The organism is Vibrio sp. CB1-5 (assembly GCF_059412285.1).
Map to the genome: position 1 here is coordinate 1 of NZ_JBJHPB010000044.1, position 25,160 is coordinate 25,160.

Sequence of the window (25,160 nt, forward strand, 5' to 3'; positions counted from 1 at the left end):
AGCGCAACCTTGCCAAGGTTGAGGTCACGAGTTCGAACCTCGTGTGTCGCTCCAATTTGATAGCTCTCATTGTGCTTAACAATGATAAAATGCGACACTAGCTCAGTTGATAGAGCGCAACCTTGCCAAGGTTGAGATCACGCCTTTAGGCTTGAACCTCGCGCCCTGGTCGGTCACGTCGCCCCATTTCTCCCTCGAAATGGTTTAAGACGCGGTCATCTCTTGTAGAGATAACAAAGTTGAGAAACTTAGTCCCACACCGCATGCTCTTTCCTAATGCTGAGAAGCATCACTCCCTAAAATTTAAAGCTAAATCATCGTCGATATCGTTTGATTACATCGTCGAATTTTTTGCTGTGTACTCTATTTTCTACACACCACCAAAGCAGTAGGTTATTGCCTTAGCTGAGGGTCAGTTACACTTAAATTAACAGAGTTATCCACATTGCTAAATTGTGGATAAGTTAGTTGATAAATTGTTTTTGAATAGGTATTAAGAGAACAGACTGAAAGATCTTTACATCAATGCGCACAGTCATCTTATGACCGGAATTCATTTAAGCTATTGTTTTGTATTGATTATATCATTTTGTTTTTACTTTTTACTTGACAGTAAAATGATCACCAAGTGACATTAATTTGATCCTGGTCATATATTCAATCTGTGTTTAACCTGATTTCTCAACGACTAACCGTCGATGAAAATGTAGTTTTTCCACAAAATCAATTTTGGGATGTCAGTCAAGAAAATTAATTTGATTTTTCTGGGCTCACTGGCGACTAGGCGTCGCGAGGTAAGCCTTTGTGAATGATGCGAATCAGACGCTGGCTTTTGGACGTTAGTGCGTGATCTGGCGAGTTGGGTAATTGGCTTGATTGTTGCTGGAGAGCCCACTGTATATGTTCATCAAGCAACACAGACTGACCTTGTAGTTGTTCTAGTGCATCAATGTAGCGCTGAGAGTAGGGCGCATTACCTATTGCGATAATGATGTTGCGCTGCCACTGTTCATGCCCAATGCGGCGAATAGCAGACCCTTCCATGTTCTTAAGAAATGTCGTTTCATCCCATTTGAGCAAAGTACACAGATCGGTATCGTTGAAAGCTTGGCGTCTTTGAAAGTCTGGTTGCTGGCCAAGTTCGGCAAAGCGATTCCAAGGACAAACTAGCTGACAATCATCGCACCCATAGATACGATTCCCCATCGCTGCGCGAAGGGATTCGGGTATCACGCCTTTATATTCAATTGTGAGATATGAGATACAGCGCCTTGCATCGATAACACCATCTTCAAGTATGGCGTCTGTAGGACATGATGTGATGCATGCGCTGCACTTACCACACTGATTCTCTACCGGAGCATCAACAGGAAGCGGCAGGTCGACAAACAGTTCACCAAGAAAAAACCAAGAGCCGGCGTCTTTATCTAGCAGAAGTGAGTGTTTGCCTGTCCAGCCCAGGCCAGCCTTTTCGGCAATAGGGCGCTCAAGTACTGGAGCAGAGTCGACAAAAGGTCGGTAGCCGAGCTCTGATACTTCCTTCTCGATTCGCTGTCCGAGCTTTTTGAGCTGATTGCGAATCAACTTATGATAGTCGCGACCTAACGCATAACGGCTAATGTAACCGGCATGCTGGTTTTTCAAATTGGATGCAAAGCCTGCTGCTTCAGGAAGGTAGTCCATGCGAACGCTGATGATGCGGCAGGTATTGGGATGCAGTTTGTCGGGATGGATGCGCAGGTCTTGGTGAGTTTCCATCCAAGCCATATCGCCGTGATAACCTGCTTCTAGCCACTGCTTGAGCATCGCCTCTTGATCAAGAAGATCGATATCACTGATACCAGCCTTCTGAAAACCGAGTTCTTGCGCCCAAACTTTAATGTCGCTGGCTAGCTTGTCTAAGTCCATCACGATTACCCAAGTAGAAAAGGACGCGTATTCTATACTCAAATGCAATGCGACCCAAGTATGAACGCTAAAAAAGCGTGGATCCAATTGTCCAGAAAAGTGTCTGAATGCTTTGTATAAACTTTCGACGACTATTTTGTACTTTCACAGTAGGGATAAATTGAAAATAATGGTAAATTTTCTGATTACTTACAGAAGAACACTTGTCTGTGAAAAGCGACACAGTTTACTATTTCGGCTCTCAAAGGCACCACTCAGAGAAAAATGTGATGAGTACTAAAAAATTTTCCTTAGCAGATGAATCAGCAACGATTTTAATTGGAACTAAACTAGCAAATCTTTGTTCAAAACAAACAACGATCTATTTGCATGGTGACCTTGGAGCAGGGAAAACCACCTTTAGTCGCGGGTTTATTCAAAGTCTTGGCCATCAAGGCAACGTAAAAAGCCCAACGTATACCTTGGTTGAACCGTATCAACTTGAAGAATGGAACGTCTATCATTTTGACTTGTATCGTTTAGCGGATCCAGAAGAGCTGGAGTTTATGGGTATTCGCGATTACTTCTCCGAAGATGCCATCTGCTTGGTTGAGTGGCCAGAGAAGGGACAAGGCATTCTGCCTTCTGCTGATCTCGATATTGATATCCGATACGTAGGAGAGGCAAGAGAAATCGCCTTCACGGCAAATAGCGATTATGGAAAAGAGTTAATTAGTCAGTTGGAGTTAAATTGATCAGTCGTTTTCTTAGCAGCATGATGAAAATCGTGCTGCCTTTGTGTTTACTGTTTCCTGCCGTCACTCTTGCTAATGCGCTAGAGGGTATTCGTGTTTGGCCTTCTCCGGATGAAACACGCGTGGTGATCGACCTCAAGTCCGAAGCGGATTACAGTTATTTCTCATTAAGTGGTCCATCGCGAATTGTCGTCGACCTTAAAAACACCGCACTAAACACAAAACTGCCCGTCGGTGTCTCTGATAGTCCCGTGCTGAGCAAGATCCGCAAAAGCTCTCCACCGAACAAAGGCACTTTTCGTTTGGTGTTTGAGCTAAAGAAGTCCGCTACCCCACAGATTTTTAAACTTAATCCAACCCCAGGTGGTCAGTACGGCCATCGATTGGTGATTGACCTGCCTCATGGCAAAACAACCAGTCAAGCGGCACCGAGTACACCGACGAGTAAAACCGAGGTCAGTCGTGATGCTTCCCAGCTACGGGGCAATGCCGATATTGTTGTGGCAATTGACGCCGGCCACGGTGGTGAAGACCCAGGTTCCATTGGCCCGACTAAGAAATACGAAAAACACGTCACATTGAGCGTGTCGAAAAAGTTGGCTGCTCAGATCAATGCTATACCGGGAATGAAGGCAGTATTAACCCGCAGCGGTGATTACTTTGTTAACCTCAATAAGCGCTCCAACATCGCTCGTAAGAATGGCGCGCACCTTTTGGTTTCTGTTCACGCTGATGCATTTAGAACGCCACAGCCTCGTGGTGGCTCTGTGTTTGTATTGAACACACGCCGTGCGAATACCGAAATTGCTCGCTGGGTTGAGAATCATGAACAGCAATCGGAGCTGCTTGGTGGCGCTGGAGAAGTGCTTGCTAAAAATACTAACGACAGAAACGTAAGCCAAACGCTACTCGATTTGCAGTTTAGTCATTCACAGAAAGAAGGCTATAAGGTTGCAACCAAGATCCTCAAAGAGATGGGTAAAGTCGCGCACCTACATAAAAAAGAGCCGGTGAATGCCAGCCTTGCAGTATTGAAATCACCAGATATACCGTCTGTGTTAGTCGAAACCGGCTTTATATCTAATCCAACAGAAGAGCGTCTACTGACGACCCGAAGTCACCAAGACAAATTAGCTCGCGCGTTAGCAAAAGCGATTGTTCAATATTTCGAGGCGAATCCACCAGAGGGCACCTTGTTTGCTAATCGTGGCCAGCAGCGCAAGCACACCGTGAAACGTGGTGAATCTTTGTCGGTGATTGCTCAGAAATATGGCTCGTCGGTTTCTGCTATTAAAAGTGCGAACAGCCTTAAGAGTACGTCTCTGGCAGTCGGTCAGACCTTGGTTATTCCAGGGAATAGTGCACCGATTCAAGTGAGCTCTAAAGTGAACACGGTAGAAACCAAGACGCTGACACACACCGTGGTCAAAGGTGATTACTTAGGGAAAGTGGCGAGTAAGTACAAGGTGTCGGTGGCGGATATCAAGCGAGAGAACCGATTAAAATCAGACGTACTTAAATTGGGTCAAAAGCTGAAGATAACCGTCAGCCTAAAAGACCTGCCTCTGCGCAAGCACAAAGTCCAGCGTGGCGAGTACCTGGGCAAAATTGCCTCTCGATATGGTGTTAGCGTCAGCAGTATTCGTGAGGCTAACAAGCTGCGCTCTGATTCACTCGCTGTCGGGCAAGTGTTGCTGATCCCGCACAAGTAATGAATGTTCAAAATGATGGATTCGGAGAAGCGTTGTGACGATTAAGATCTTACCTGCAAGATTGGCGAACCAAATCGCCGCAGGTGAAGTGGTTGAGAGACCAGCGTCCGTAGTCAAAGAGCTGGTTGAAAACAGCCTAGACTCAGGTGCAACTCGTATCGATATTGATATCGAAAAGGGTGGTGCCAAGCTTATCCGTGTTCGAGATAACGGCAAGGGGATCCCTAAAGACGAGCTGCAATTGGCGTTGAGCCGACATGCGACATCAAAAATCCATACCCTTGACGATCTTGAGGCCATCATGAGTTTGGGCTTTCGCGGTGAAGCACTGGCGAGTATTAGCTCGGTAGCAAGGCTCACATTGACGTCTCGCCCTGCAACTCAAGAACAAGCTTGGAGTGCATACGCGGAAGGGCGCGACATGGCGGTGAAACTGACCCCGGCAGCCCACCCGATTGGTACCACGCTTGAAGTGTTGGATCTGTTCTTCAACACCCCAGCACGCCGTAAGTTCTTGCGAACGGAAAAGACCGAGTTCAATCATATTGATGAGCTTTTAAAGCGCATTGCACTGAGCCGCTTTGACGTGTCGATCAACCTTAAACATAACGGCAAACTGGTGCGCCAGTATCGCGCAGCGAAAACAGAGCCTCAGTTAGAAAAACGCATTGCCGCCGTATGCGGAGCTGGGTTTGTGCGTCATATGCTTAAGATTGAGCTTGATCACAATGATCTTAAGCTGCATGGCTGGATCACGACACCAGAAGGCGCACGCGCGCAGAGCGATCTGCAATACTGCTATGTGAATGGGCGTATGATGAAGGATAAGCTCATCAACCACGCAATTCGCCAGAGCTATGAGAACAGTTTGGCACCCGATCAGTACGCGGCGTATATCTTGTTTATCGATATCGATCCGCATCAAGTTGATGTGAATGTGCATCCTGCCAAACATGAAGTGCGTTTTCATCAAGCAAGGCTAGTGCATGACTTCATTTATCAAGCACTGAGCGACGCGCTGGTACAAGCGAAATCCATTGATGCGCCGGTGACGTCTAACTCGGCATTCAGCCATGTTGAGCCGAAGGCTGCGTTAGACCAAGTCGAATCAGCTTCTTCCCATGCGCCTGTTGAAATGATGTCGCAGCCGCCGGTGTCTTCGGTGACTTCTGGGGAGGCGAGTGTTTCAGAGTCATTGATACAAGCAGTGGAGAGCATTCCTGCTTATCCGGGACGTGCTGATTATCGCTCATCAAACACGAGTTCACCAAGTACGCAGCCAGCAAGTGAACGAACTCGAGGTGAACACAGCGAATCGAATGACTCTGCCCACAGAGTAGAAGAGCCATACGGCCGCAATGAATGGAACTCAAACCGAACTGCTAGCGCGTCGAAAGCCAAGCCGCGAGTACAAGAAGCTGCACCGACGGCAGAAGAAGTGCGCGTGTACCAAGAGCTGATGCAAACACCCGATATAGCCGCACCGGAAGCTGAAATGGCGGAAGTCTCGCCTGTGAAGCAAGAAAACGCGCCGATATCGATTGAGATTGAGCGTATAGGCAAGGCAATCACTATGGCGGAAGCGACGTATGTATTGGTGAAAGCAGAGCCGTGCTGCGCACTGGTGTCATTGCGCAGAGCGGAGTTCTACAAGCTGTTTGCTCAATTGGATCCGAAAGGTCAGCCGCTGAAAATGCAGCCGCTGCTCGTTCCGCTGTCGCTAAAAGTCAGCGACATGCAGCAGCAAGTTGCTACAGCACAGCGAGATCTATTACTTAGCTTTGGCATCGACCTTGCCATTCGCAATAAGCAAGCGCTCATGGTGATGGGGGTGCCCGCACCGCTCAGGCAGCAAAATTTGCAATTGTTAATTGATGAAATGCTGTCATACTTGGCGACCCTTGAGCAGCGAGACCTTAGCCCGAGCCGTTTGAGCTTATGGTTAACGAAAAAAGTGCTGCAAGTGAAAAGTAGCTACACTTTATCTGAATCTGTTCAGTTACTTGGTAATCTTGAGCAGCTTTACGATGGTAAGCTACCTTTGAGCGATCCTAAATTTGTCCGCCCTGTCGATTTTACGGCCACAATTGCAGCGTTTTCATCATGAGCCAACAATTACCCCTAGTTCTGTTTTTAATGGGTCCTACCGCTTCTGGTAAGACTGAGTTGGCGATACGTCTTCGTCAGCAATATCCAGTTGAGATTATCAGCGTAGACTCTGCGCTTATCTATAAAGGCATGGATATTGGTACGGCTAAGCCTGATGCCGAAGAGCTCGCACTGGCACCGCACAGACTGATTGATATTCTCGATCCCGCGAAGTCTTACTCTGCGGCTGATTTCCGCCGTGATGCACTGAATGAAATCGCTAAAATCCACGCAGAAGGCAAGATCCCGCTGTTAGTGGGGGGCACTATGCTCTATTTCAAAGCTTTGCTTCAAGGCTTGTCACCACTACCAGCCGCGAACCCAGAGATCCGAGCGCAAATTGAAAAAGAGTCACAGGAGAAGGGCTGGCAAGCGCTTCATAATGAACTAAAGCAGATAGATCCTGTCTCAGCAGAGAGGATTCATCCGAATGATCCACAACGTTTGTCGCGTGCGCTAGAGGTGTATAGAATCTCTGGTAAGTCATTGACAGAATTGACTGAGACTAAGGGTGAGCCACTGCCGTTTCGCGTTAAACAATTTGCGGTAGCGCCCAAAGATCGCGCTTTGTTACACAAACGGATTGAATTACGCTTCGAGAAAATGATACAAGCAGGCTTTGAAGATGAAGTCAAAGCGTTATATGCTCGTGAAGATCTTCACCCAGATCTGCCGTCGATCCGTTGTGTCGGCTACAGACAGATGTGGGAGTACTTGGATGGCGAGAGCACGTTAGATGATGCGATATTCCGTGGCATCTGCGCGACTCGACAATTGGCCAAGCGACAAATCACCTGGTTAAGGAGTTGGGATGATTTGGTTTGGCTTGATAGCGAACACATTGAGGATTCAATGAAAACTCTCACAGACGCCATAGCATCTGATGGTGTTAACTGTGTATAATGTGGGCGCTTTTGTGTAGAAATACCCAAAAAGGAACTGAGTTTTGTTTTCAAAGACGATTGTTGTTCTATGATTATAAAACTAAGGGGTATTTCATTGGTTTAGCTCAGATGCAAAGGCAGCACCAAATTGCAGTGCACCAATAGCTAAATAATTAAAACTACAATATTAATATAAGGAAAATAAAAATGGCTAAGGGGCAATCTCTTCAAGACCCATTCCTAAATGCACTACGTCGCGAGCGTATCCCAGTTTCTATCTACCTAGTGAATGGCATCAAGCTACAAGGTCAGATTGAATCGTTTGATCAGTTTGTGATCCTTCTGAAAAATACTGTAAACCAAATGGTTTACAAGCATGCGATTTCAACGGTTGTTCCAGCCCGTGCTGTTAGCCACCACAGTGGTGAGCGTACTGGCGGTGACCGTCAACAAGAGAAATCTGACGATTAATAATAAATCTCTTAAAAACAGATATTTAAATAGGAGTTGGTCGCTTGTTTGACCGTTATGAATCGGGTGAGCAGGCTGTACTTGTTCATATCAACTTCACGCAAGAAGGTGAGTGGGAAGATCTCAGCGAATTTGAAATGCTGGTTTCTTCTGCAGGTGTTAACGCGTTACAAACAGTAACCGGTAGCCGACAGTCCCCTCACCCTAAGTACTACGTAGGGGAAGGCAAAGCGCAAGAAATAGCACAAACGGTGCAATTAACCGGTGCTGATATTGTGATTTTTAATCACGCCCTTTCCCCTGCCCAAGAGCGTAACCTTGAAAGTCTGTGTAAATGTCGAGTGTTGGATCGAACCGGTCTGATCCTCGACATTTTTGCCCAACGCGCCCGTACCCACGAAGGTAAGTTGCAAGTTGAGCTGGCACAGCTTCGTCATATCTCGACTCGATTGATCCGAGGTTGGACGCACCTTGAAAGGCAGAAAGGTGGTATCGGTCTGCGCGGTCCCGGCGAAACACAGCTGGAGACTGACCGTCGATTGTTGCGTGATCGTATCAAAGCGATATTGCGTCGCTTGGAGAAGGTTGCTAAGCAACGTGAGCAGGGCAGACGTGCAAGAAGTAGAGCCGAAATCCCAACGATTTCCCTGGTGGGCTACACCAATGCGGGCAAATCTACGCTATTTAACCGCATTACTGAAGCTGGGGTGTACGCAGCTGATCAGCTATTCGCAACCCTAGATCCCACACTAAGAAAGATTGAATTGGCGGACGTAGGTTCGGCAATTTTAGCGGATACGGTCGGATTTATCCGTCATCTTCCGCATGATCTCGTCGCAGCATTTAAGGCAACCTTGCAAGAAACGCAGGAAGCTGACATTTTGTTACATGTTGTCGATGCCAGTGACGAGCGTTTTCGTGAGAATATTCAAGCTGTTCATGACGTGCTAGAAGAAATTGATGCCCATGAGGTACCAACTCTCGTCGTAATGAACAAGATAGATAATCTAGATGGCCAACGTCCACGTATAGAACGTGACGATGAAGGTATTCCAAGAACTGTTTGGGTCTCTGCCATGGAAGGGCAAGGCATCGAACTGTTGTTCGACGCGCTCACAGAGCGTTTAGCAAGCCAAATGGTTCAGTATCAGCTGCGAATTCCACCCCAGTATCAAGGGCGTTTTCGGAGCACATTTTTCCAGATGAATTGTATTCAACGCGAAGAGTATGATTCTGAAGGTAACTTGTTGATTGATATTCGGATGCAACAAGTAGATTGGTCTAGACTTGAAAAAAGAGAAGGGGCAGTTTTGAGTGGCTTTATAGTTACTTAAAGGACTGCTACAGTATAACGTCATACTAAATGATGGAGCTTCCTAATGGCGTGGAATGAGCCTGGTAATAATAATGGAAATAACGGCCGCGATAAGGACCCTTGGGGGAACAACAATCGTGGAGACCGTAATCAAGGCGACCGAAATAACGGTGGCCGTGATCAAGGACCGCCTGATTTAGATGAAGTCTTTAATAAGCTGAGTCAAAAAATCGGTGGTAAATTTGGCAAGCGTGGTGGTGGCGGTAGCCCTTCCATTGGCGGCGGCGGTAGTGCAATTGGCTTCGGCGTGATTGTATTGATTGCAGTGGTCATTTGGTTCTTTTCCGGCTTCTACACCATTAGCGAAGGTGAGCGTGGCGTCGTGCTTCGCTTAGGCAAGTTTGACCGCATTGTTGATCCGGGTCTGAACTGGCGTCCTCGCTTTATTGATGAGTATGAACCGGTAAACGTTCAGGCGATTCGCTCTTTGCGCGCCTCAGGTACAATGCTGACAAAAGACGAGAACGTTGTGTCTGTCTCTATGGATGTTCAATACCGCGTCTCTGATCCGTATAAATACTTGTTTGTGGTCACTAACGCTGATGATAGCTTGAGCCAGGCGACTGACTCTGCACTTCGTGCGGTAATCGGTGACTCCCTAATGGATAGCATTTTGACCAGTGGTCGTCAGCAAATTCGTCAGAGCACACAAGAAACATTGAACGAAATCATCGACAACTATGATATGGGTTTGTCTATCGTAGACGTCAACTTCCAGTCGGCGCGTCCGCCTGAGCAAGTTAAAGATGCGTTTGATGACGCTATCGCAGCGCGTGAGGATGAAGAGCGTTTCATCCGTGAAGCAGAAGCGTACAAAAACGAAATTATTCCTAAAGCGACAGGTCGTTCTGAGCGTTTGAAGAAAGAAGCGCAAGGTTATTCTGAGCGCATTACTAACGAAGCGCTAGGTCAAGTAGCTCAGTTCGAGAAACTGCTACCAGAATACCAATCAGCTCCAGAAGTAACGCGTAACCGTCTATACCTCGACACAATGGAAGAGGTGTATTCGAACACGTCTAAGGTGTTGATTGACTCTGAGTCTAGCGGCAACTTGCTGTACCTGCCAATTGACAAGCTAGCCGGTCAAGAAGGAGCGTCGAAATCTCGTAAGCCAAAAGAAACGTCGGCTTATGAAGAGATTCAACTAGACCCTTCGTCAAGCAGCACTTCGTCAAGCGACAATACGTCTCGTAATAACTCGACTCGTCAAGGGAGATACTAATAATGCGTAAATTGATGATACCAGTATTAGTCGTTGCCTTAGCATTGATGCTGATGTCCTTGTTTGTCATCCCTGAGGGTGAGCGTGGCATCGTAATTCGATTTGGTCGTGTTCTTACTGATGATAATCAGGTGTCTCGTATTTATGAGCCAGGCCTGCATTTCAAGATGCCACTGTTTGACCGCGTTAAAACACTAGACGCGCGTATTCAAACTATGGATGGACGCGGTGACCGCTTCGTTACGTCTGAGAAAAAAGACGTAATCATTAACACTTATGTTAAGTGGAAGATTGAAGATTTCCGTCAATACTACCTAGCAACGGGTGGCGGTGATGCGCTGACAGCAGAAGCGCTTCTTGAGCGTAAAGTGACGGATGTACTTCGTTCTGAAATTGGTTCTCGTGAAATCAAGCAAATCGTTTCTGGTCCTCGTAACACTGATGTACTTCCTGATAGTGCAGACAGTGAAGAAGTCACAACAGAAGCGGCTCGCCAAGCACTAGAAATTGATGGTGAACGTGACAAAGTCATGAGCAACGTATTGAGAGATACACGTGATAGTGCAATGACCGATTTAGGTGTTCGAGTAGTAGATTTCCGAATCAAGAAAATCAACTTGCCTGATGAAATCAGTGAATCGATCTACCGTCGTATGCGTGCAGAGCGTGAGTCAGTTGCTCGTAAGCACCGCTCTCAAGGTCGTGAGAAGGCTGAGGTTATTCGTGCACAAGCGGAACTAGAAGTAGCAACACTACTAGCAGAAGCTGACAGAACAGCGCGTGTAACACGAGGTGGCGCCGATGCAGAAGCCGCGGCTATCTACTCTAATGCTTACAGTAAAGATCCTGAGTTCTTTAGCTTCTTGCGCTCGCTATCTGCGTACAAGACCTCTTTTGCGGACAAGAGCGATATCCTCGTTCTGGATCCTAAGAGCGAGTTCTTCCGTTACATGAATGACATGAACGGCGCACCAGCGGCGAAATAAGAGTTTAATAAACCGTATAATAGGGCTCCTTAGGGAGCCCTATCTTTTTGGAGAAAAACATGTCTCAGTCATTGTGGGTCGCACTTGGTTTGGTTTTGATTTTTGAGGGACTTGGGCCGTTATTGGCACCAAAAGGATGGCGTAATATGGTGTTGCAGCTTGCTCAGCAGCCTGATGAGCAAATTCGTAGAGTCGGTGGCTGTCTTGTCGTTGCGGGGACCGTGATCACGATAATGCTGCTAAACTAGTTGCAAATATTGACTTTTTATTAATCAGCATCAGTCACTTATCCTTGTGTTACCGTTTTATGCTTAAAAAATGACTGCATAATTGTGATTTCGGTGCTAGAATCCTTTTTTAACTAGCAATCAGATTGGAAAGATGGGAAATAACGTAGTCGTTCTGGGCACCCAATGGGGTGACGAAGGTAAAGGTAAAATCGTAGACCTTTTAACTGAAGATGCAAAATACGTGGTTCGCTACCAAGGCGGTCACAATGCAGGCCACACTCTAGTCATTGACGGTGAAAAAACCGTTCTTCATTTGATTCCATCAGGTATTCTTCGCGACAACATCAAGTGTGTTATCGGTAACGGTGTTGTTCTATCTCCTGAAGCTCTTATTAAAGAAATGAAGCCTCTTGAAGAGCGCGGCATTCCAGTACGTGAACGTCTTTTCGTTTCTGAAGCTTGTCCTCTAATTCTTCCTTACCACATCGCTATCGACCAAGCGCGTGAAATCGCTCGTGGTAAGAAAGCAATCGGTACGACGGGTCGTGGTATCGGCCCTGCTTACGAAGATAAAGTTGCTCGTCGCGGCCTACGTGTTGGCGATCTTTTCGACAAAGAAGTATTCGCAGAGAAGCTTAAAGAAGTGATGGAGTTCCACAACTTCCAACTAGAGCACTTCTACAAAACTGACACAGTAAGCTACGAAGAAGTACTTGAGCAGTGCATGGGTTATGCTGACCTATTGACTTCTATGGTTATCGACGTAACTGACGAACTTGACGCAGCGCGTAAGCGTGGCGATAAGATCATGTTCGAAGGTGCTCAAGGTACACTTCTTGATATCGACCACGGTACTTACCCGTACGTAACGTCTTCTAACACAACAGCAGGTGGTGTTGCGGCAGGTTCTGGCTTCGGTCCTCGTCACATCGGCTACATCCTTGGTATCACTAAGGCGTACTGTACTCGTGTAGGTTCAGGTCCATTCCCGACAGAACTTTACGACGGTGTAGACAAGCAAGATCCAATCGGTAAGCACCTTGGCACAGTTGGTCACGAGTTTGGCGCAACGACTGGTCGTCTACGTCGTACTGGTTGGTTCGATGCAGTGGCAATGCGCCGTGCAATCCAAATCAACTCTATCTCTGGTTTCTGTCTAACTAAGCTAGACGTACTAGATGGTCTAGAGGAGCTAAAAATCTGTACTGGTTACAAGATGAAAGATGGCTCTATCCTAGAAGTATCGCCAATGGCTGCTGAGTCATTTGAACAAGCGACACCTATCTACGAAACAATGCCAGGTTGGTCTGAGACAACATTTGGTGCAACGTCTATTGAGCAGCTTCCTCAAGCAGCACTAGACTACATCAAGCGCATTGAAGATCTAACTGGCGTGCCAGTAGACATTATTTCTACCGGTCCAGACCGTAACGAGACAATCATTAAGGTTCACCCATTCGAATCTTAATCGGTCTCTAAAGACAGCTAAGCCAGCGATATTTCGCTGGCTTTTTTTTACCTGCTATTTAGCCTTTCACACTTCATACTGTGATCTTGTGCCAAGTATTTGACGGCTTTGCCTGTGAAGATAAGAAAAGTGGCAAAATATTGCCGTTTTTTCTAAAGCGTGGCGGACGTCTGCCGATAAAAATGAGACCATTGATGAGTTTTGGACAATGGACGGACGTTGAGTATGAGGAGCAGGAAAAAGTGATAAAGCGACACAAACTGGCAGCACTTGTTTGCATGGCGCTACTTGGCTCTGTGAAATCGGTACAGAGCAAGGAGCTTGGTGCCCCGATCCCAATTTACTCAGAAGATGAACTGATTGGTTTGATTGAAGAAAACCGTCACCTTGCGCGCGTTAAAGAAGATAACTGCCAGCTGGTTGAAGATATCATGGCGCGCGCCACGCGTATCAGTTTACCGTCTTATGAATTCCTGTATGGCGACATGTTGGCTTGGGGAGTTTGTGTCCCCCAAGATGTGGAGCTTGGTCTTTACTACATGGAAAATGCCGCTCATCAAGGACTACCTGTTGCGCTTGAGCAATTGGGTCGATACTACTCAAAAGGTACCTTTGTACAGCAAGACAAAGAGCGTGCAATCCCATATTTCCGTGAAGCGGCCTCGATGGGCAATATCGACGCCCGCATCCAATTAGCCGAGCTTCTGCTGCGAGATTACGGCAGTCCACTCGACTACGAAGACGCCTATCGTTGGTTGTACAACTCAGTCACACCAGATGGTCGCAAACACAAACGTATTTCAATGTTAAGACGCGGCCTTGAGCTGCGTATGCCGGAAAATATCATTGCTCGTGCCAAGCGTCGCACGGCCTTTTGGTAATCTGAGCCCATCATCTATCTGATGAATTAGATACAGAAAGCTAAAGCAATTCTGTAGCTTATCTGCTGCGTCAGTTATAATCGACCTATCCCTCCTAAAATATAGGTCTGACGATGTCGAAAAAGCCTAGCGATATAAAAGTAGACGACCCTTTTGCTGCAAGAGAGTCGGAGAACTACGAAAACCCCATCCCAAGCCGAGAATTCATCTCTGACTTCCTAGAAAGCGTTAATGTCCCAATGAACAGAAACGATCTGTTTGAAGCTTTGGGTCTGTCTGGTGAAGAGCAATATGAAGGCTTGCGTCGTCGACTGCGTGCGATGGAGCGAGACGGCCAGTTGGTGTTTACTCGACGTCAATGCTACGCCCTGCCAGACAAGCTCGAAATGATCAAAGGCTACGTCATTGGTCATAAAGATGGGCACGGCTGGGTTCGACCTGAAGGGAGCATGAATAAAGACAATGATGTGCTGTTGCCACATCATCAAATGCGCACCTTGCTACACGGCGATTTCGTATTGGTTCAACCATCCGGTACCGATAAACGAGGTCGCAAAGAAGGTCGTTTGGTTCGGGTGCTTGAGGAGCGCAAGACACAGGTGGTCGGTCGTTTCTTCATGGAATACGGTTATGCCTATGTTGTGGCGGATGATTCCCGAATCAGCCAAGATATCTTGATCCCTAATGAGCACCGAGGCGGTGCACGTATGGGCAATGTGGTCGTGGTTGAAGTGACCGATCGCGGAAGTCGCTCTCGTGGCATGATGGGACAAGTGGTAGAAGTACTTGGTGAGAATATGGCGCCGGGTATGGAAACGCAGATTGCGATCCGCACTCATCAAATTCCTCATGAGTGGCCTGAAGAAGTCGAAAAGCAAGTGAAGCAGTTCGGCGAGTTCGTGCCTGAAGAGGCCAAAGAAGGACGCGTTGATCTGCGTGACTTACCTCTTGTCACCATTGATGGTGAAGACGCGCGAGACTTTGACGATGCAGTTTACTGTGAACGCAAGAAAAGCGGTGGCTGGCGTTTGTGGGTAGCGATTGCAGATGTTAGCTACTATGTTCGTCCAAACACGCCACTCGACAAAGAAGCGATCGTACGTGGTAACTCAGTGTATTTCCCATCTCAGGTTGTGCCTATGCTTCCAGAGGTGCTGTCTAATGGTCTTTGTTCACTCAACCCACAGGTAGATCGCTTGTGTATGGTGTGTGAAATGACCATCTCTGAGACAGGTAAGCTATCGGGCTACAAACATTACGAAGCCGTAATGAACTCTCATGCACGCCTGACTTACAACAAGGTGAGCGATATTCTAGAGGGCAATGAAGAACTGCGTGAGCGCTACAGCGCTGTGGTGCCTCACCTTCATGAGTTGCACAATATGTATCAAGTGCTCAAGCGTGCTCGTGATAATCGTGGTGCGATTGAGTTTGAAACAGTTGAAACTAAGTTTATTTTCAATACCGAACGTAAGATCGACCGTATTGAACCAGTGGTTCGCAATGACGCACACAAGATCATCGAAGAATGTATGATTCTGGCGAACATCGCTTCTGCTTCCTTAGTTGAGAAGGCCAAGGAGCCATCACTATACCGAGTGCACGAGACTCCGGGTGAAGAGAGACTGCAAGGCTTTAGAGACTTCCTTAGTGAGTTAGGTCTAGATCTATCCGGTGGTCTTGAACCGTCGCCGACCGACTATGCTGAACTGATTAAAAAGATTGGTGAACGTCAGGATAAAGAACTGATTCAAACTATGCTGCTGCGCTCTATGAAACAGGCAGTTTACAACGCAGATAACGCGGGGCACTTTGGCTTGGCGCTAAAACGCTACGCGCACTTTACCTCGCCAATTCGTCGTTACCCAGATTTGCTGCTGCACCGAGCAATCAAGTACCTCATTGCCAAACAAGAAGGTCGTAATACCGACCGCTGGACGCCAACTGGTGGTTACCACTACTCGTTTGACGATATGGATTACTACGGCGAGCAGTGTTCGATGACAGAACGACGCGCCGACGACGCAACCCGTGATGTGGCAGACTGGCTCAAGTGTGAGTACATGCAAGATCACGTCGGCGAAGAGCTTGATGGTGTGATTGCCAATGTGACCGGATTTGGCTTCTTTGTGCGTCTAACAGAGCTGCACATCGATGGCTTAGTACATATTTCGTCACTGGCGAACGACTACTATCAATTTGACCCTATTGGTCAAAGACTTATCGGCGAAAGCTTTGGTGCGATTTACCGCTTAGGCGACGCTGTCAAAGTCAAAGTGCTGTCGGTTAATCTTAATGACAAGCAAATAGACTTTGAATTAGTCGAAACAAGTCGTAAGCTACGCGGCAAAGGAAAAACGGCGAAAAAACGCATGGCGGAAGCTGAAAAGAAAAAAGCCAAAGCCAAACAGCGTGTCGCAGAAGTCAGAGGCAAGCGCAGCCCGAAAGCCGCGAAGCCAATGGTTGAAGCCACCAAACGCCCAGATGGACTAGAAGAGGATGTACTTCCTCATAAACGCAAGAAGTCCAAAGCAACCAAATCTCGCAGCAACAAGGCGCGCCAAAACAAGGCTCGCGGCAAAGCGAAGAAGAAATAACGAATTCAGGATTATTCCATGAGTAATGAATTTATTTACGGTATCCACGCGATTAAAGCAGTTCTTGAAAAAGACCCAGTGCGCTTTGTGGAAGCCTATGTACTAAAAGGGCGTCAAGACGATCGCTTGATGCCTCTGCTGAACGAACTTAACCAAATTGGTGTGTCGATTCAGCAAATGAACCGCAAAACACTGGATGACAAAGCCAGCGGCGCCAATCACCAAGGCATCATTGCTAAGGTAAAACCGGCGAAGCAGCTCAATGAAAACGATCTGGATGATGTACTAGCGCAGCATGAACAGCCACTACTCCTTATCCTAGATGGAGTTACAGACCCGCATAACCTTGGTGCGTGTTTGCGTAACGCGGATGCAGCCGGTGTGGCGGCGGTGATTGTACCGAAAGACCGTTCTGCCCCAATGACTGCGACAGTGAGCAAAGTAGCGTGTGGCGCAGCAGAGACAGTGCCACTTATCCGTGTGACGAACTTGGCGCGTACAATGCGTGCGTTACAAGAAAAAGGCATCTGGATTGTGGGCACAGCCGGTGAAGCGACGCACGATATCTATCAAGCGAAGCTGTCTGGCTCTCTCGCGGTAGTAATGGGTGCAGAAGGTGACGGTATGCGTCGTCTAACGCGTGAAACTTGTGATGACCTCATCAAGATCCCAATGGCGGGTGCAGTATCGAGCCTGAACGTATCAGTCGCATCGGGTATTTGCTTGTTTGAAGCGGTTCGTCAACGCGCGCTTTGAACAGTCATCGAATAACGACAAAGCCCCAGTATTAGACTGGGGCTTTGTTTTATCTGTGATTCGCTAAGCGATTAAATCGCTCGACGCAGAGTGCCTTAATAGTGTGGAGGTGGTGTCTCTTCCGATGGGTCCGCCAAGTTTGAGGTATCCATGTTTTTCACTTTGCCAACCACGTATTTCATCTGATCTTGCATCTTGCTGATGAGCAGCTGCTGCTGAGTCAGCGCATCATTAAGCTCTTCAATCGTCTGCTCTTGGAAGGCCATTTTGCATTCCATATCGTTAATTCTCTCTTCGAGAGCTTGAATCTCTGTATTACCCATAATGTCACTCACTAATTTTCCAAGCTTGGATGACGCCAGCTGACGAGGCAGAAAGCACGCGCTGGTTGCTCTCAAAGGCGGCATCATACACTACTCCCCGTGGTGGGCGAACATCTTTTAGTAGTTCTACTTCGTAGCCTTCCAATCGCTTACCCGTTTCGGTGTTCCACACCATGAGTCGAGAGGAAGGGGAGCCAGTGACGAGTAGCTTACCATCATCAGAAAATCGCGCTGAAGAGAAAATAAGTTGGCGCGTCCATGTACTTAACTCACTGATTTTATCGCCAGTTTGCAAATCCCAAATAATGGCCTCATTGCCGGTATCCGAGGTGAGGGCATATTGGCCGTCGCGCTGCAGCTCAACGGTACCTACTCGTTGTGAATGCTCAAACCTTTGCAGTATTTGCCCAGACTCGGTACTCCAAAAATAGCCATTATGGTCATTTCCTCCCGAAAGCGCGTACTTCCCGTTCGGGGATAAAGCAACAGAATTAACTTTTTCAACGTGAGCAAGGAACTCTAGCCGCCTACCAGTGACTAAATCGATGAATATGGCTTTGCCGTTGCTAAGGCCAATCAATACTTCGTCTCCGCTGTTACCTAAGGCAATGTCTTGGATAAGTCCATCAGCGACAGACCAAAGCCCAGTTGATTGTGACCAAGCCAAGTCCCAAATCGCGAAGTTGGTTTGGGTTGTGGTGATGGCAAAGCGGCCATTATCGCTAAAGCGGATAAGGGAAATGATGTTCTCGTCGGGATCTTGAATACCCAAGCGAGAAAGGATTTTATTTTGCTCGAGATCCCAAAGCTGAAGGTGTTGCTGCTTGGAATAAAGCAAAGCAAATCGGGCGTCGCGGCTAAGCGCAATGGCGGTTGAGCCCTCAAGGGCGAGTTCCCAGCGCTGTTCGGAGTCGGTGGAGAATAAGCAGCCATTTAACAAGCCGATGACAATTAGCCACAGCACAGAATGAGATATTATTCGCATCATTACTGTTATTCCACGTTGAGTATTGAGTTTAAGCTAGTATATTTATAGTTTGAGCTAGTAGGAAATAGTTACTAGATTTAGTTAGTTACGCATAACTATTGAACAAGTTTTTATAGTATGGCTAGGTATTAAGTCTACAAGAAGTCCATCATTGGAGAAATAAATGAAATCACTATTTAAAGTGTCGCTGCTTGCTGCGACAGTTATGTTGGCAGTCGGTTGTCAAAAGGAAGAAGAACCAAAAGTAGAGCCAGCAGCGCAAGAGCAAGTACAAACTGAGACAGGCAAAGCGGTTCACTTTAAAACAGAGGATGACAAAGCAGCTTACGCGATTGGTGTTTCTTTCGCGAACTACCTAAGCACAAGTATTGAGAAACCAGCTGAGTTCGGTATCGAACTGAAAAAAGAGCTCGTTCTTAAAGGTATTGAGCAAGCATTCGCTGGCAAAGCAGAACTAAGCGAAGAAGAAATTCGCGCAGCGCTAGAAGGCCTAGACAAGCGTGTTGCTGAAACTATGCAGCAGCAAGCTGTTGAGAAAGCAGCGGCAGCAATGAAAGCGGGTGATGACTTCCGCGCTGAGTTTGCCAAGCAAGAAGGTGTGACAGCGACTGAGTCTGGCCTTCTTTACCAAGTAGAGACTGAAGGTACTGGTGAGCAGCCAAAAGACACGGATACGGTTCAAGTACACTACAAGGGTACTTTGATTGACGGTACTCAGTTTGACAGCTCTTACGACCGTGGTGAGCCTGCAACATTCCCTCTTAACCGCGTGATCCCAGGTTGGACGGAAGGTGTTCAGCTAATGAAAGTCGGTTCTAAGTACAAGTTCGTTATCCCGCCAGAGCTAGCGTACGGTGAGCAAGATACTCCGACTATCCCTGCGAACTCAACGCTAGTATTCGAAGTTGAGCTTCTAAAAATTGAAGGCGATGATACTCAAGCAACTCAGTAATGTTTGATTAGTCTCGGAAAAAAAGCTCACTTCGGTGAGCTTTTTTTATGGTGCTTTGTCACCGCCGTTGGGATTGAAGTGATAAAAAAAACGCACTTTTTTTGCCCTAAATCACTAGTTCGCGACATACATAGGGTAGCGCTCAAATTTTCTGATAAACTTACGTTAATTTTTTTAAAGCATTTTTCTTTATCTTTAGGGTCTAATGACTGTGACTGAAATTACCAACCCAGATGAGCTGCTCGAAATGGAGTCCGTCGATGTGGCGCCATTCAGTGAGCACGATAAAATCATCTTGCAATCCTATGAAGCGGTGGTAGATGGGCTTGCGAGCTTGATCGGGCCGTTCTGTGAAATTGTTTTGCACTCGCTGGAGTCTCTAAATACTTCTGCCGTGAAAATTGCCAATGGTGAAAACACCGGCCGTCAGGTTGGCTCACCTATCACAGATTTGGCGCTAAAAATGTTGAAAGACATTGAAGGCTCAGAGCGCAACTTCTCTCGCTCTTACTTTACTCGCGCGAAAGGCGGCGTATTGATGAAGTCGATCACTATCGCGATTCGCAATGGTGATAACCGCGTGATCGGACTCTTGTGTATCAACGTCAATCTCGATGCGCCGTTCTCTCAGATCCTACAATCGTTCATGCCAACGCAAGAAGCAAAAGATGCTGCATCATCGGTTAACTTTGCTAGCGACGTAGAAGAGTTGGTTGACCAAACGGTTGAACGCACTATCGAAGATATCAATGCGGATAAGTCTGTGTCGAATAACACCAAAAATCGTCAGATCGTGATGGAGCTGTATGACAAGGGCATCTTTGATATCAAGGATGCGATTAACCGCGTTGCTGATAGGCTGAATATCTCTAAGCACACGGTTTACCTGTACATTCGTCAGCGTAAGACCGAGGACGAGTAATTGTCTGCCTTGACCTACAGTCTAGTGGTAAATGGTTCCGTGTACGGAAGCCAGTCAGCGGGTAACGCCTATCAATTTGCCAACGCGCTGATTGCCAAAGGGCATAAGCTTGTCAGTGTCTTCTTCTATCAAGATGGCGTTCACAACGCTTCTCGCTTAACGGTACCTGCTAACGATGAGTTCGATTTGGTCTCAGCCTGGCAAGCACTGGCGATAGAGCATGGTGTTCGCCTAGAAACCTGCGTTGCTGCTTCATTGCGTCGCGGCGTGTTAGGGAGCGATGAGGCATCCCAGCATCAACGTGATGCCGACAACTTAGCGGACGGTTTCGAGCAAGCAGGGCTAGGTAGTCTTGCCAGTGCGATGCTGACTCAAGATAGGGTGGTGCAGTTTTGACGACATTAGCTTTTGTATTTAACACATTACCTCATGCGAGTGCTGCAGGTCGGGAAGGCTTAGATGCGCTGCTCGCTACATCCGCGTTTACTGAGGACATCAAAGTGTTCTTTGTCGGTGATGGTGTGAATCAGCTGCGCAAAGGGCAGGATACTGGGTCTATTCTATCTAGAGACTACATCAGCGCATTCAAACTGATGGACCTTTACGACATTGAGCAAGTCTTCATCTGTGAGCAAAGCCTGCAGCGTTTTCACCTAGCCGAGGAAGAGCTGCTTATTTCTGCTCAAATTGTCTCTGCGTCTGCGATTGCTGATGAACTCAATCAGTGTCATAAAGTATTAACCTTCTAGGATTACCATGCTGCACATTATCAAAAGCGAAGCAGGCTTCCAACAGGCCAAGACATACCTTAAAAAGGGGGATGACGTCCTTTTTGTCGAGAGTGCGTGTTACCTAGCAATGAGTGTTGATACGACTCAAGAGTGGCAGTGCTACTTTCTAGAACAAGATATGGATGCGCGTGGCTTAGTGAAAGAGGATAGGGAGTCTTTGCAAGTGACCGATTTTAAAGGCTTTGTAGAGTTAACAGAACGTCACGTCGCCAGCACGACTTGGGATTAATCCACTTTCTTATGCCTTAGTTATCGATACTGAGATGCGCATATTCCAAAAAAGATCTGTATATTTCTTGACACACCTCTCACTGCTGCATAGAATTTTGCGTCCCTAATTGCCATTGGTGATTGGGGATAGATTTTTCACAAAGCTTACTTTCAAGTAAATCAGGAGCTAGTTAATGGCAACTATTAACCAGTTGGTACGTAAGCCTCGTGCAAAGCAAGTTGTTAAAAGCAACGTGCCTGCACTAGAAGCGTGCCCGCAAAAACGTGGTGTATGTACTCGTGTTTACACTACTACACCTAAAAAACCTAACTCAGCACTTCGTAAAGTATGTCGTGTTCGTCTAACGAACGGCTTCGAAGTAACTTCGTACATCGGCGGTGAAGGTCACAACCTTCAAGAGCACTCAGTTGTTCTAATCCGTGGCGGTCGTGTTAAAGACCTTCCGGGTGTACGTTACCACACTGTTCGCGGCGCACTTGACTGTGCTGGCGTAAATGACCGTAAACAAGGTCGTTCTAAGTACGGTGTGAAGCGTCCTAAGTCTTAATGGTTCCCCGTTAAGTAAGGCCAAACACTAAATTAATTTTTAATTTTTGAAGAAACTGTAAAGTTTTGGATAACCTGAAGAAGACAACGGAGAATATCCATGCCACGTCGTCGCGTAATTGGTCAGCGTAAGATCCTTCCAGATCCAAAGTTCAAATCTGAGCTGCTGGCAAAATTTGTAAACATCGTAATGGTTGACGGTAAGAAATCAACTGCTGAAAAAATCGTTTACGGTGCACTAGAAACTATGGCTGAGAAGTCTGGCAAAGACCACTTAGCTGTATTTGAAGAAGCTCTTGAAAATGTTCGCCCAGCGGTAGAGGTTAAATCTCGCCGTGTAGGTGGTTCAACTTACCAAGTGCCTGTAGAAGTTCGTCCGGTTCGCCGTAACGCACTTGCTATGCGTTGGTTGGTTGAAGCTGCGCGTAAGCGTGGTGAAAAATCTATGGCTCAACGCCTAGCTGCTGAAATGCTAGACGCGTCTGAGAACAAAGGTACTGCGGTTAAGAAACGTGAAGACGTTCACCGCATGGCTGACGCTAACAAAGCGTTTGCTCATTACCGCTGGTAATACCTTTTCAGTGCTGCGAGGTTCTCTCGCAGCACTTTTCTATACTCTAAGGTTAACCTTAGTAAGAGGATACAATCGTGGCTCGTAAAACTCCTATTGAGCGCTATCGTAATATCGGTATCGTTGCTCACGTAGATGCAGGTAAAACAACCACAAGTGAGCGTATTCTGTTCTACACTGGCCTTTCTCACAAAATCGGCGAAGTTCACGATGGTGCTGCAACCATGGACTGGATGGAGCAGGAGCAAGAGCGTGGTATCACTATCACATCTGCTGCGACTACTACCTTCTGGCGTGGTATGGAAGCACAATTCCAAGATCATCGCGTAAACATCATTGATACCCCAGGACACGTTGACTTTACTATCGAAGTAGAGCGTTCTTTGCGTGTGCTTGATGGTGCAGTGGTTGTATTCTGTGGCTCATCAGGTGTTGAACCTCAGTCTGAAACTGTATGGCGTCAAGCTGATAAATATCACGTTCCACGTATGGTATTTGTGAACAAGATGGACCGTGCAGGCGCAGACTTCCTACGCGTTGTGGACCAAATTAAAAATCGTCTTGGTGCGAACCCAGTTCCAATCCAATTGAACATTGGTGCAGAAGATGAGTTCAAAGGTGTCATCGACCTTATCAAGATGAAAGCAATCAACTGGAACGATGCCGATCAAGGCATGACCTTCACTTACGAAGAGATTCCAGCAGAACTGCAAGATGAAGCTGAAGAGTGGCGCAACAACATGGTTGAAGCTGCTGCGGAAGCAAGCGAAGAGTTGATGGATAAATACCTTGAAGAAGGCGAACTAACGGAAGCTGAAATCAAGGCGGGTCTGCGTACTCGTACACTAAATAACGAAATTGTACTCGCTACATGTGGTAGTGCATTTAAGAACAAAGGTGTGCAAGCGGTACTAGACGCGGTTATCGAATATCTTCCTTCTCCAGTAGACGTACCTGCGATTAAAGGTATCGACGACGATGAGAACGAAGTGGAGCGTCATGCTGACGACAACGAACCATTCGCTGCACTTGCATTTAAGATTGCAACCGACCCGTTTGTAGGCACCCTTGCGTTTATGCGCGTTTACTCAGGTGTCGTAAACTCGGGTGATGCCGTTTATAACTCAGTGAAGCAAAAGCGTGAACGCTTTGGCCGTATCGTTCAGATGCACTCGAACAAGCGCGAAGAAGTAAAAGAAGTTCGTGCGGGTGACATCGCAGCAGCGATTGGTCTGAAAGACGTAACGACAGGTGATACTCTGTGTGACCAGAACCACAAAGTGATTCTAGAACGCATGGAATTCCCTGAGCCAGTTATTCAGATCGCGGTAGAGCCTCGCTCTCAAGCTGACCAAGAGAAAATGGGTATTGCGCTAGGTAAACTAGCAGCAGAAGACCCGTCGTTCCGTGTGGAAACCGATGACGAAACTGGCCAAACGCTAATTTCAGGTATGGGTGAGCTTCACCTAGACATCATCGTTGACCGTATGAAGCGTGAATTCAGTGTTGATTGCAACGTGGGTAAACCTCAAGTTGCTTACCGCGAAACCATTCGCGGCAGCACAGAAGTTGAAGGCAAATTTGTTCGCCAATCAGGTGGTCGTGGTCAATATGGTCACGTATGGCTTAAGCTTGAGCCATCTGAAGCGGGTGAAGGGTTTGTGTTCGTTGACGAGATCGTGGGTGGTGTGGTTCCTAAGGAATACATCAGCTCGGTATCGAAAGGTATCGAAGAGCAGATGAACAACGGTGTTCTTGCTGGCTATCCTGTACTGGATGTGAAAGCGACACTGTATGATGGCTCTTACCATGATGTCGACTCTAGCGAGATGGCGTTTAAGATCGCCGGCTCGATGGCCTTCAGAAAAGGTGCGCTTGAAGCACAACCTGTTCTGCTTGAGCCAATGATGAAGGTTGAAGTAACCACTCCAGAAGATTGGATGGGTGATGTTGTTGGTGACCTTAACCGTCGCCGCGGCATGATCGAAGGTATGGATGACGGCCACGCTGGCCTTAAGATTATCCGTGCACAAGTACCGCTCTCTGAGATGTTTGGTTACGCAACTGACTTGCGTAGTGCGACCCAAGGTCGTGCGTCATACTCGATGGAATTTAGCGAATACGCTGAGACTCCGAAGAATGTGGCGGATGCGATCATTGCACAGCGCAGCTAATCAGCTATTGTTTAGTAATGAATCTGTTGCGTTGAGTAAAATTGACGCATAAAATAGCAAATTCTGGCGCGCCCCGACAAAATTCGTTCTCGGGGCGAATCATAACTAGGAAGGAACACGATCGTGTCTAAAGAAAAATTTGAACGTACTAAACCGCACGTTAACGTTGGTACTATCGGCCACGTTGACCACGGTAAAACAACTCTAACTGCTGCAATCTGTACTACTCTAGCTAAAGTGTACGGCGGTGAAGCGAAAGACTTCGCATCTATCGATAACGCTCCAGAAG

General features: G+C 47.1%; 25 protein-coding genes. 22 read left to right on the forward strand and 3 right to left on the reverse strand.

Features of this window, described 5'->3' with window-relative positions:
- Positions 1-780: 780 nt before the first annotated feature.
- A complete protein-coding gene (queG, locus tag ACJB0T_RS20885; protein ID WP_479288598.1) occupies positions 781-1,908 on the reverse strand; it encodes a tRNA epoxyqueuosine(34) reductase QueG in 1,128 nt (375 codons plus the stop codon).
- 269 nt (positions 1,909-2,177) lie between these two features.
- Between queG and tsaE the strand changes: the two genes are divergently transcribed.
- The 13 genes from tsaE to rlmB all read left to right on the forward strand — a co-directional run bounded on the left by tsaE (position 2,178) and on the right by rlmB (position 17,372).
- Positions 2,178-2,642, forward strand: a complete 465-nt coding sequence (gene tsaE, locus ACJB0T_RS20890; protein WP_479288600.1) for a tRNA (adenosine(37)-N6)-threonylcarbamoyltransferase complex ATPase subunit type 1 TsaE — start codon at positions 2,178-2,180, stop codon at positions 2,640-2,642.
- Positions 2,643-2,662: 20 nt separating this feature from the next.
- On the forward strand, positions 2,663-4,354 hold the full coding sequence (locus tag ACJB0T_RS20895) for a LysM peptidoglycan-binding domain-containing protein (protein WP_479292166.1): 1,692 nt from the start codon (positions 2,663-2,665) through the stop codon (positions 4,352-4,354).
- A gap of 34 nt (positions 4,355-4,388) precedes the next feature.
- Positions 4,389-6,461: a DNA mismatch repair endonuclease MutL gene (mutL, locus tag ACJB0T_RS20900; protein WP_479288602.1), complete on the forward strand. Its 2,073-nt coding sequence runs from the start codon at positions 4,389-4,391 to the stop codon at positions 6,459-6,461.
- Positions 6,458-7,405 carry a tRNA (adenosine(37)-N6)-dimethylallyltransferase MiaA gene (gene miaA, locus ACJB0T_RS20905; RefSeq protein WP_479288604.1) on the forward strand — a complete coding sequence of 316 codons (948 nt, stop codon included), beginning with the start codon at positions 6,458-6,460 and terminating at the stop codon, positions 7,403-7,405. Before mutL ends, miaA begins: the two co-directional genes overlap by 4 nt.
- 188 nt (positions 7,406-7,593) lie before the next feature.
- The gene (gene hfq / locus ACJB0T_RS20910; protein ID WP_042503236.1) at positions 7,594-7,857 is read left to right on the forward strand and encodes an RNA chaperone Hfq; all 264 of its coding nucleotides are present in this window, start codon (positions 7,594-7,596) and stop codon (positions 7,855-7,857) included.
- A gap of 44 nt (positions 7,858-7,901) precedes the next feature.
- Positions 7,902-9,191: a ribosome rescue GTPase HflX gene (gene hflX / locus ACJB0T_RS20915; RefSeq protein WP_446649152.1), complete on the forward strand. Its 1,290-nt coding sequence runs from the start codon at positions 7,902-7,904 to the stop codon at positions 9,189-9,191.
- 45 nt (positions 9,192-9,236) lie between these two features.
- Positions 9,237-10,454 carry an FtsH protease activity modulator HflK gene (gene hflK / locus ACJB0T_RS20920; protein ID WP_479288608.1) on the forward strand — a complete coding sequence of 406 codons (1,218 nt, stop codon included), beginning with the start codon at positions 9,237-9,239 and terminating at the stop codon, positions 10,452-10,454.
- A gap of 2 nt (positions 10,455-10,456) precedes the next feature.
- Entirely contained in the window at positions 10,457-11,440 is a 984-nt protein-coding gene (hflC, locus tag ACJB0T_RS20925) for a protease modulator HflC (protein ID WP_479288609.1), read from the forward strand.
- A gap of 59 nt (positions 11,441-11,499) precedes the next feature.
- Positions 11,500-11,688: a DUF2065 domain-containing protein gene (locus tag ACJB0T_RS20930; protein WP_479288610.1), complete on the forward strand. Its 189-nt coding sequence runs from the start codon at positions 11,500-11,502 to the stop codon at positions 11,686-11,688.
- A 133-nt stretch (positions 11,689-11,821) separates the two neighbouring features.
- A complete protein-coding gene (locus ACJB0T_RS20935) occupies positions 11,822-13,138 on the forward strand; it encodes an adenylosuccinate synthase (RefSeq protein ID WP_479288611.1) in 1,317 nt (438 codons plus the stop codon).
- 194 nt (positions 13,139-13,332) lie between these two features.
- Positions 13,333-14,019, forward strand: a complete 687-nt coding sequence (motX, locus tag ACJB0T_RS20940; protein WP_479288612.1) for a flagellar protein MotX — start codon at positions 13,333-13,335, stop codon at positions 14,017-14,019.
- 113 nt (positions 14,020-14,132) lie between these two features.
- Positions 14,133-16,616 (forward strand): ribonuclease R, encoded by a 2,484-nt coding sequence (gene rnr, locus ACJB0T_RS20945; protein WP_479288613.1) that lies wholly within the window; start codon positions 14,133-14,135, stop codon positions 16,614-16,616.
- An 18-nt stretch (positions 16,617-16,634) separates the two neighbouring features.
- Positions 16,635-17,372 (forward strand): 23S rRNA (guanosine(2251)-2'-O)-methyltransferase RlmB, encoded by a 738-nt coding sequence (gene rlmB, locus ACJB0T_RS20950; protein ID WP_042478943.1) that lies wholly within the window; start codon positions 16,635-16,637, stop codon positions 17,370-17,372.
- 95 nt (positions 17,373-17,467) lie between these two features.
- Here rlmB and ACJB0T_RS20955 read toward each other — a convergent pair whose 3' ends face one another.
- Complete coding sequence (locus ACJB0T_RS20955; RefSeq protein WP_479292168.1) at positions 17,468-17,695, reverse strand: SlyX family protein; 228 nt, start codon at positions 17,693-17,695, stop codon at positions 17,468-17,470.
- Positions 17,696-17,699: 4 nt separating this feature from the next.
- Positions 17,700-18,683, reverse strand: coding sequence for a WD40 repeat domain-containing protein (locus tag ACJB0T_RS20960; RefSeq protein WP_479288614.1), 984 nt, complete (start codon positions 18,681-18,683; stop codon positions 17,700-17,702).
- Between the two features lie 163 nt (positions 18,684-18,846).
- Between ACJB0T_RS20960 and fkpA the strand changes: the two genes are divergently transcribed.
- The 9 genes from fkpA to ACJB0T_RS21005 all read left to right on the forward strand — a co-directional run.
- Positions 18,847-19,635: an FKBP-type peptidyl-prolyl cis-trans isomerase gene (fkpA, locus tag ACJB0T_RS20965; protein ID WP_479288615.1), complete on the forward strand. Its 789-nt coding sequence runs from the start codon at positions 18,847-18,849 to the stop codon at positions 19,633-19,635.
- A 205-nt stretch (positions 19,636-19,840) separates the two neighbouring features.
- Positions 19,841-20,557 (forward strand): helix-turn-helix transcriptional regulator, encoded by a 717-nt coding sequence (locus ACJB0T_RS20970; RefSeq protein WP_042503248.1) that lies wholly within the window; start codon positions 19,841-19,843, stop codon positions 20,555-20,557.
- Positions 20,558-20,953 carry a sulfurtransferase complex subunit TusD gene (gene tusD, locus ACJB0T_RS20975; RefSeq protein WP_479288616.1) on the forward strand — a complete coding sequence of 132 codons (396 nt, stop codon included), beginning with the start codon at positions 20,558-20,560 and terminating at the stop codon, positions 20,951-20,953.
- Positions 20,950-21,306 carry a sulfurtransferase complex subunit TusC gene (gene tusC / locus ACJB0T_RS20980; RefSeq protein ID WP_479288617.1) on the forward strand — a complete coding sequence of 119 codons (357 nt, stop codon included), beginning with the start codon at positions 20,950-20,952 and terminating at the stop codon, positions 21,304-21,306. The genes tusD and tusC overlap by 4 nt, the downstream gene beginning before the upstream one ends.
- Positions 21,307-21,313: 7 nt before the next feature.
- Entirely contained in the window at positions 21,314-21,577 is a 264-nt protein-coding gene (gene tusB, locus ACJB0T_RS20985; RefSeq protein ID WP_479288618.1) for a sulfurtransferase complex subunit TusB, read from the forward strand.
- Between the two features lie 175 nt (positions 21,578-21,752).
- Positions 21,753-22,127 (forward strand): 30S ribosomal protein S12, encoded by a 375-nt coding sequence (rpsL, locus tag ACJB0T_RS20990; RefSeq protein ID WP_004399892.1) that lies wholly within the window; start codon positions 21,753-21,755, stop codon positions 22,125-22,127.
- Positions 22,128-22,226: 99 nt separating this feature from the next.
- The gene (rpsG, locus tag ACJB0T_RS20995) at positions 22,227-22,697 is read left to right on the forward strand and encodes a 30S ribosomal protein S7 (RefSeq protein WP_042478937.1); all 471 of its coding nucleotides are present in this window, start codon (positions 22,227-22,229) and stop codon (positions 22,695-22,697) included.
- A 77-nt stretch (positions 22,698-22,774) separates the two neighbouring features.
- Positions 22,775-24,871: an elongation factor G gene (gene fusA, locus ACJB0T_RS21000; RefSeq protein WP_038224544.1), complete on the forward strand. Its 2,097-nt coding sequence runs from the start codon at positions 22,775-22,777 to the stop codon at positions 24,869-24,871.
- A gap of 123 nt (positions 24,872-24,994) precedes the next feature.
- A partial coding sequence (locus tag ACJB0T_RS21005) for a GTP-binding protein (RefSeq protein WP_229699521.1) occupies positions 24,995-25,160 on the forward strand: 166 nt, incomplete at its 3' end.

What these genes read in the sequence shown, in the direction of transcription:
- queG (WP_479288598.1), bottom strand. Translation starts at nt 1,908, where the DNA reads ATGGACTTAGACAAGCTAGCCAGCGACATTAAAGTTTGGGCGCAAGAA.
- tsaE (WP_479288600.1), top strand. Translation starts at nt 2,178, where the DNA reads ATGAGTACTAAAAAATTTTCCTTAGCAGATGAATCAGCAACGATTTTA.
- ACJB0T_RS20895 (WP_479292166.1), top strand. Translation starts at nt 2,663, where the DNA reads ATGATGAAAATCGTGCTGCCTTTGTGTTTACTGTTTCCTGCCGTCACT.
- miaA (WP_479288604.1), top strand. Translation starts at nt 6,458, where the DNA reads ATGAGCCAACAATTACCCCTAGTTCTGTTTTTAATGGGTCCTACCGCT.
- hfq (WP_042503236.1), top strand. Translation starts at nt 7,594, where the DNA reads ATGGCTAAGGGGCAATCTCTTCAAGACCCATTCCTAAATGCACTACGT.
- hflK (WP_479288608.1), top strand. Translation starts at nt 9,237, where the DNA reads ATGGCGTGGAATGAGCCTGGTAATAATAATGGAAATAACGGCCGCGAT.
- hflC (WP_479288609.1), top strand. Translation starts at nt 10,457, where the DNA reads ATGCGTAAATTGATGATACCAGTATTAGTCGTTGCCTTAGCATTGATG.
- ACJB0T_RS20930 (WP_479288610.1), top strand. Translation starts at nt 11,500, where the DNA reads ATGTCTCAGTCATTGTGGGTCGCACTTGGTTTGGTTTTGATTTTTGAG.
- ACJB0T_RS20935 (WP_479288611.1), top strand. Translation starts at nt 11,822, where the DNA reads ATGGGAAATAACGTAGTCGTTCTGGGCACCCAATGGGGTGACGAAGGT.
- motX (WP_479288612.1), top strand. Translation starts at nt 13,333, where the DNA reads ATGAGTTTTGGACAATGGACGGACGTTGAGTATGAGGAGCAGGAAAAA.
- rnr (WP_479288613.1), top strand. Translation starts at nt 14,133, where the DNA reads ATGTCGAAAAAGCCTAGCGATATAAAAGTAGACGACCCTTTTGCTGCA.
- rlmB (WP_042478943.1), top strand. Translation starts at nt 16,635, where the DNA reads ATGAGTAATGAATTTATTTACGGTATCCACGCGATTAAAGCAGTTCTT.
- ACJB0T_RS20955 (WP_479292168.1), bottom strand. Translation starts at nt 17,695, where the DNA reads ATGGGTAATACAGAGATTCAAGCTCTCGAAGAGAGAATTAACGATATG.
- ACJB0T_RS20960 (WP_479288614.1), bottom strand. Translation starts at nt 18,683, where the DNA reads ATGATGCGAATAATATCTCATTCTGTGCTGTGGCTAATTGTCATCGGC.
- fkpA (WP_479288615.1), top strand. Translation starts at nt 18,847, where the DNA reads ATGAAATCACTATTTAAAGTGTCGCTGCTTGCTGCGACAGTTATGTTG.
- ACJB0T_RS20970 (WP_042503248.1), top strand. Translation starts at nt 19,841, where the DNA reads ATGACTGTGACTGAAATTACCAACCCAGATGAGCTGCTCGAAATGGAG.
- tusB (WP_479288618.1), top strand. Translation starts at nt 21,314, where the DNA reads ATGCTGCACATTATCAAAAGCGAAGCAGGCTTCCAACAGGCCAAGACA.
- rpsL (WP_004399892.1), top strand. Translation starts at nt 21,753, where the DNA reads ATGGCAACTATTAACCAGTTGGTACGTAAGCCTCGTGCAAAGCAAGTT.
- rpsG (WP_042478937.1), top strand. Translation starts at nt 22,227, where the DNA reads ATGCCACGTCGTCGCGTAATTGGTCAGCGTAAGATCCTTCCAGATCCA.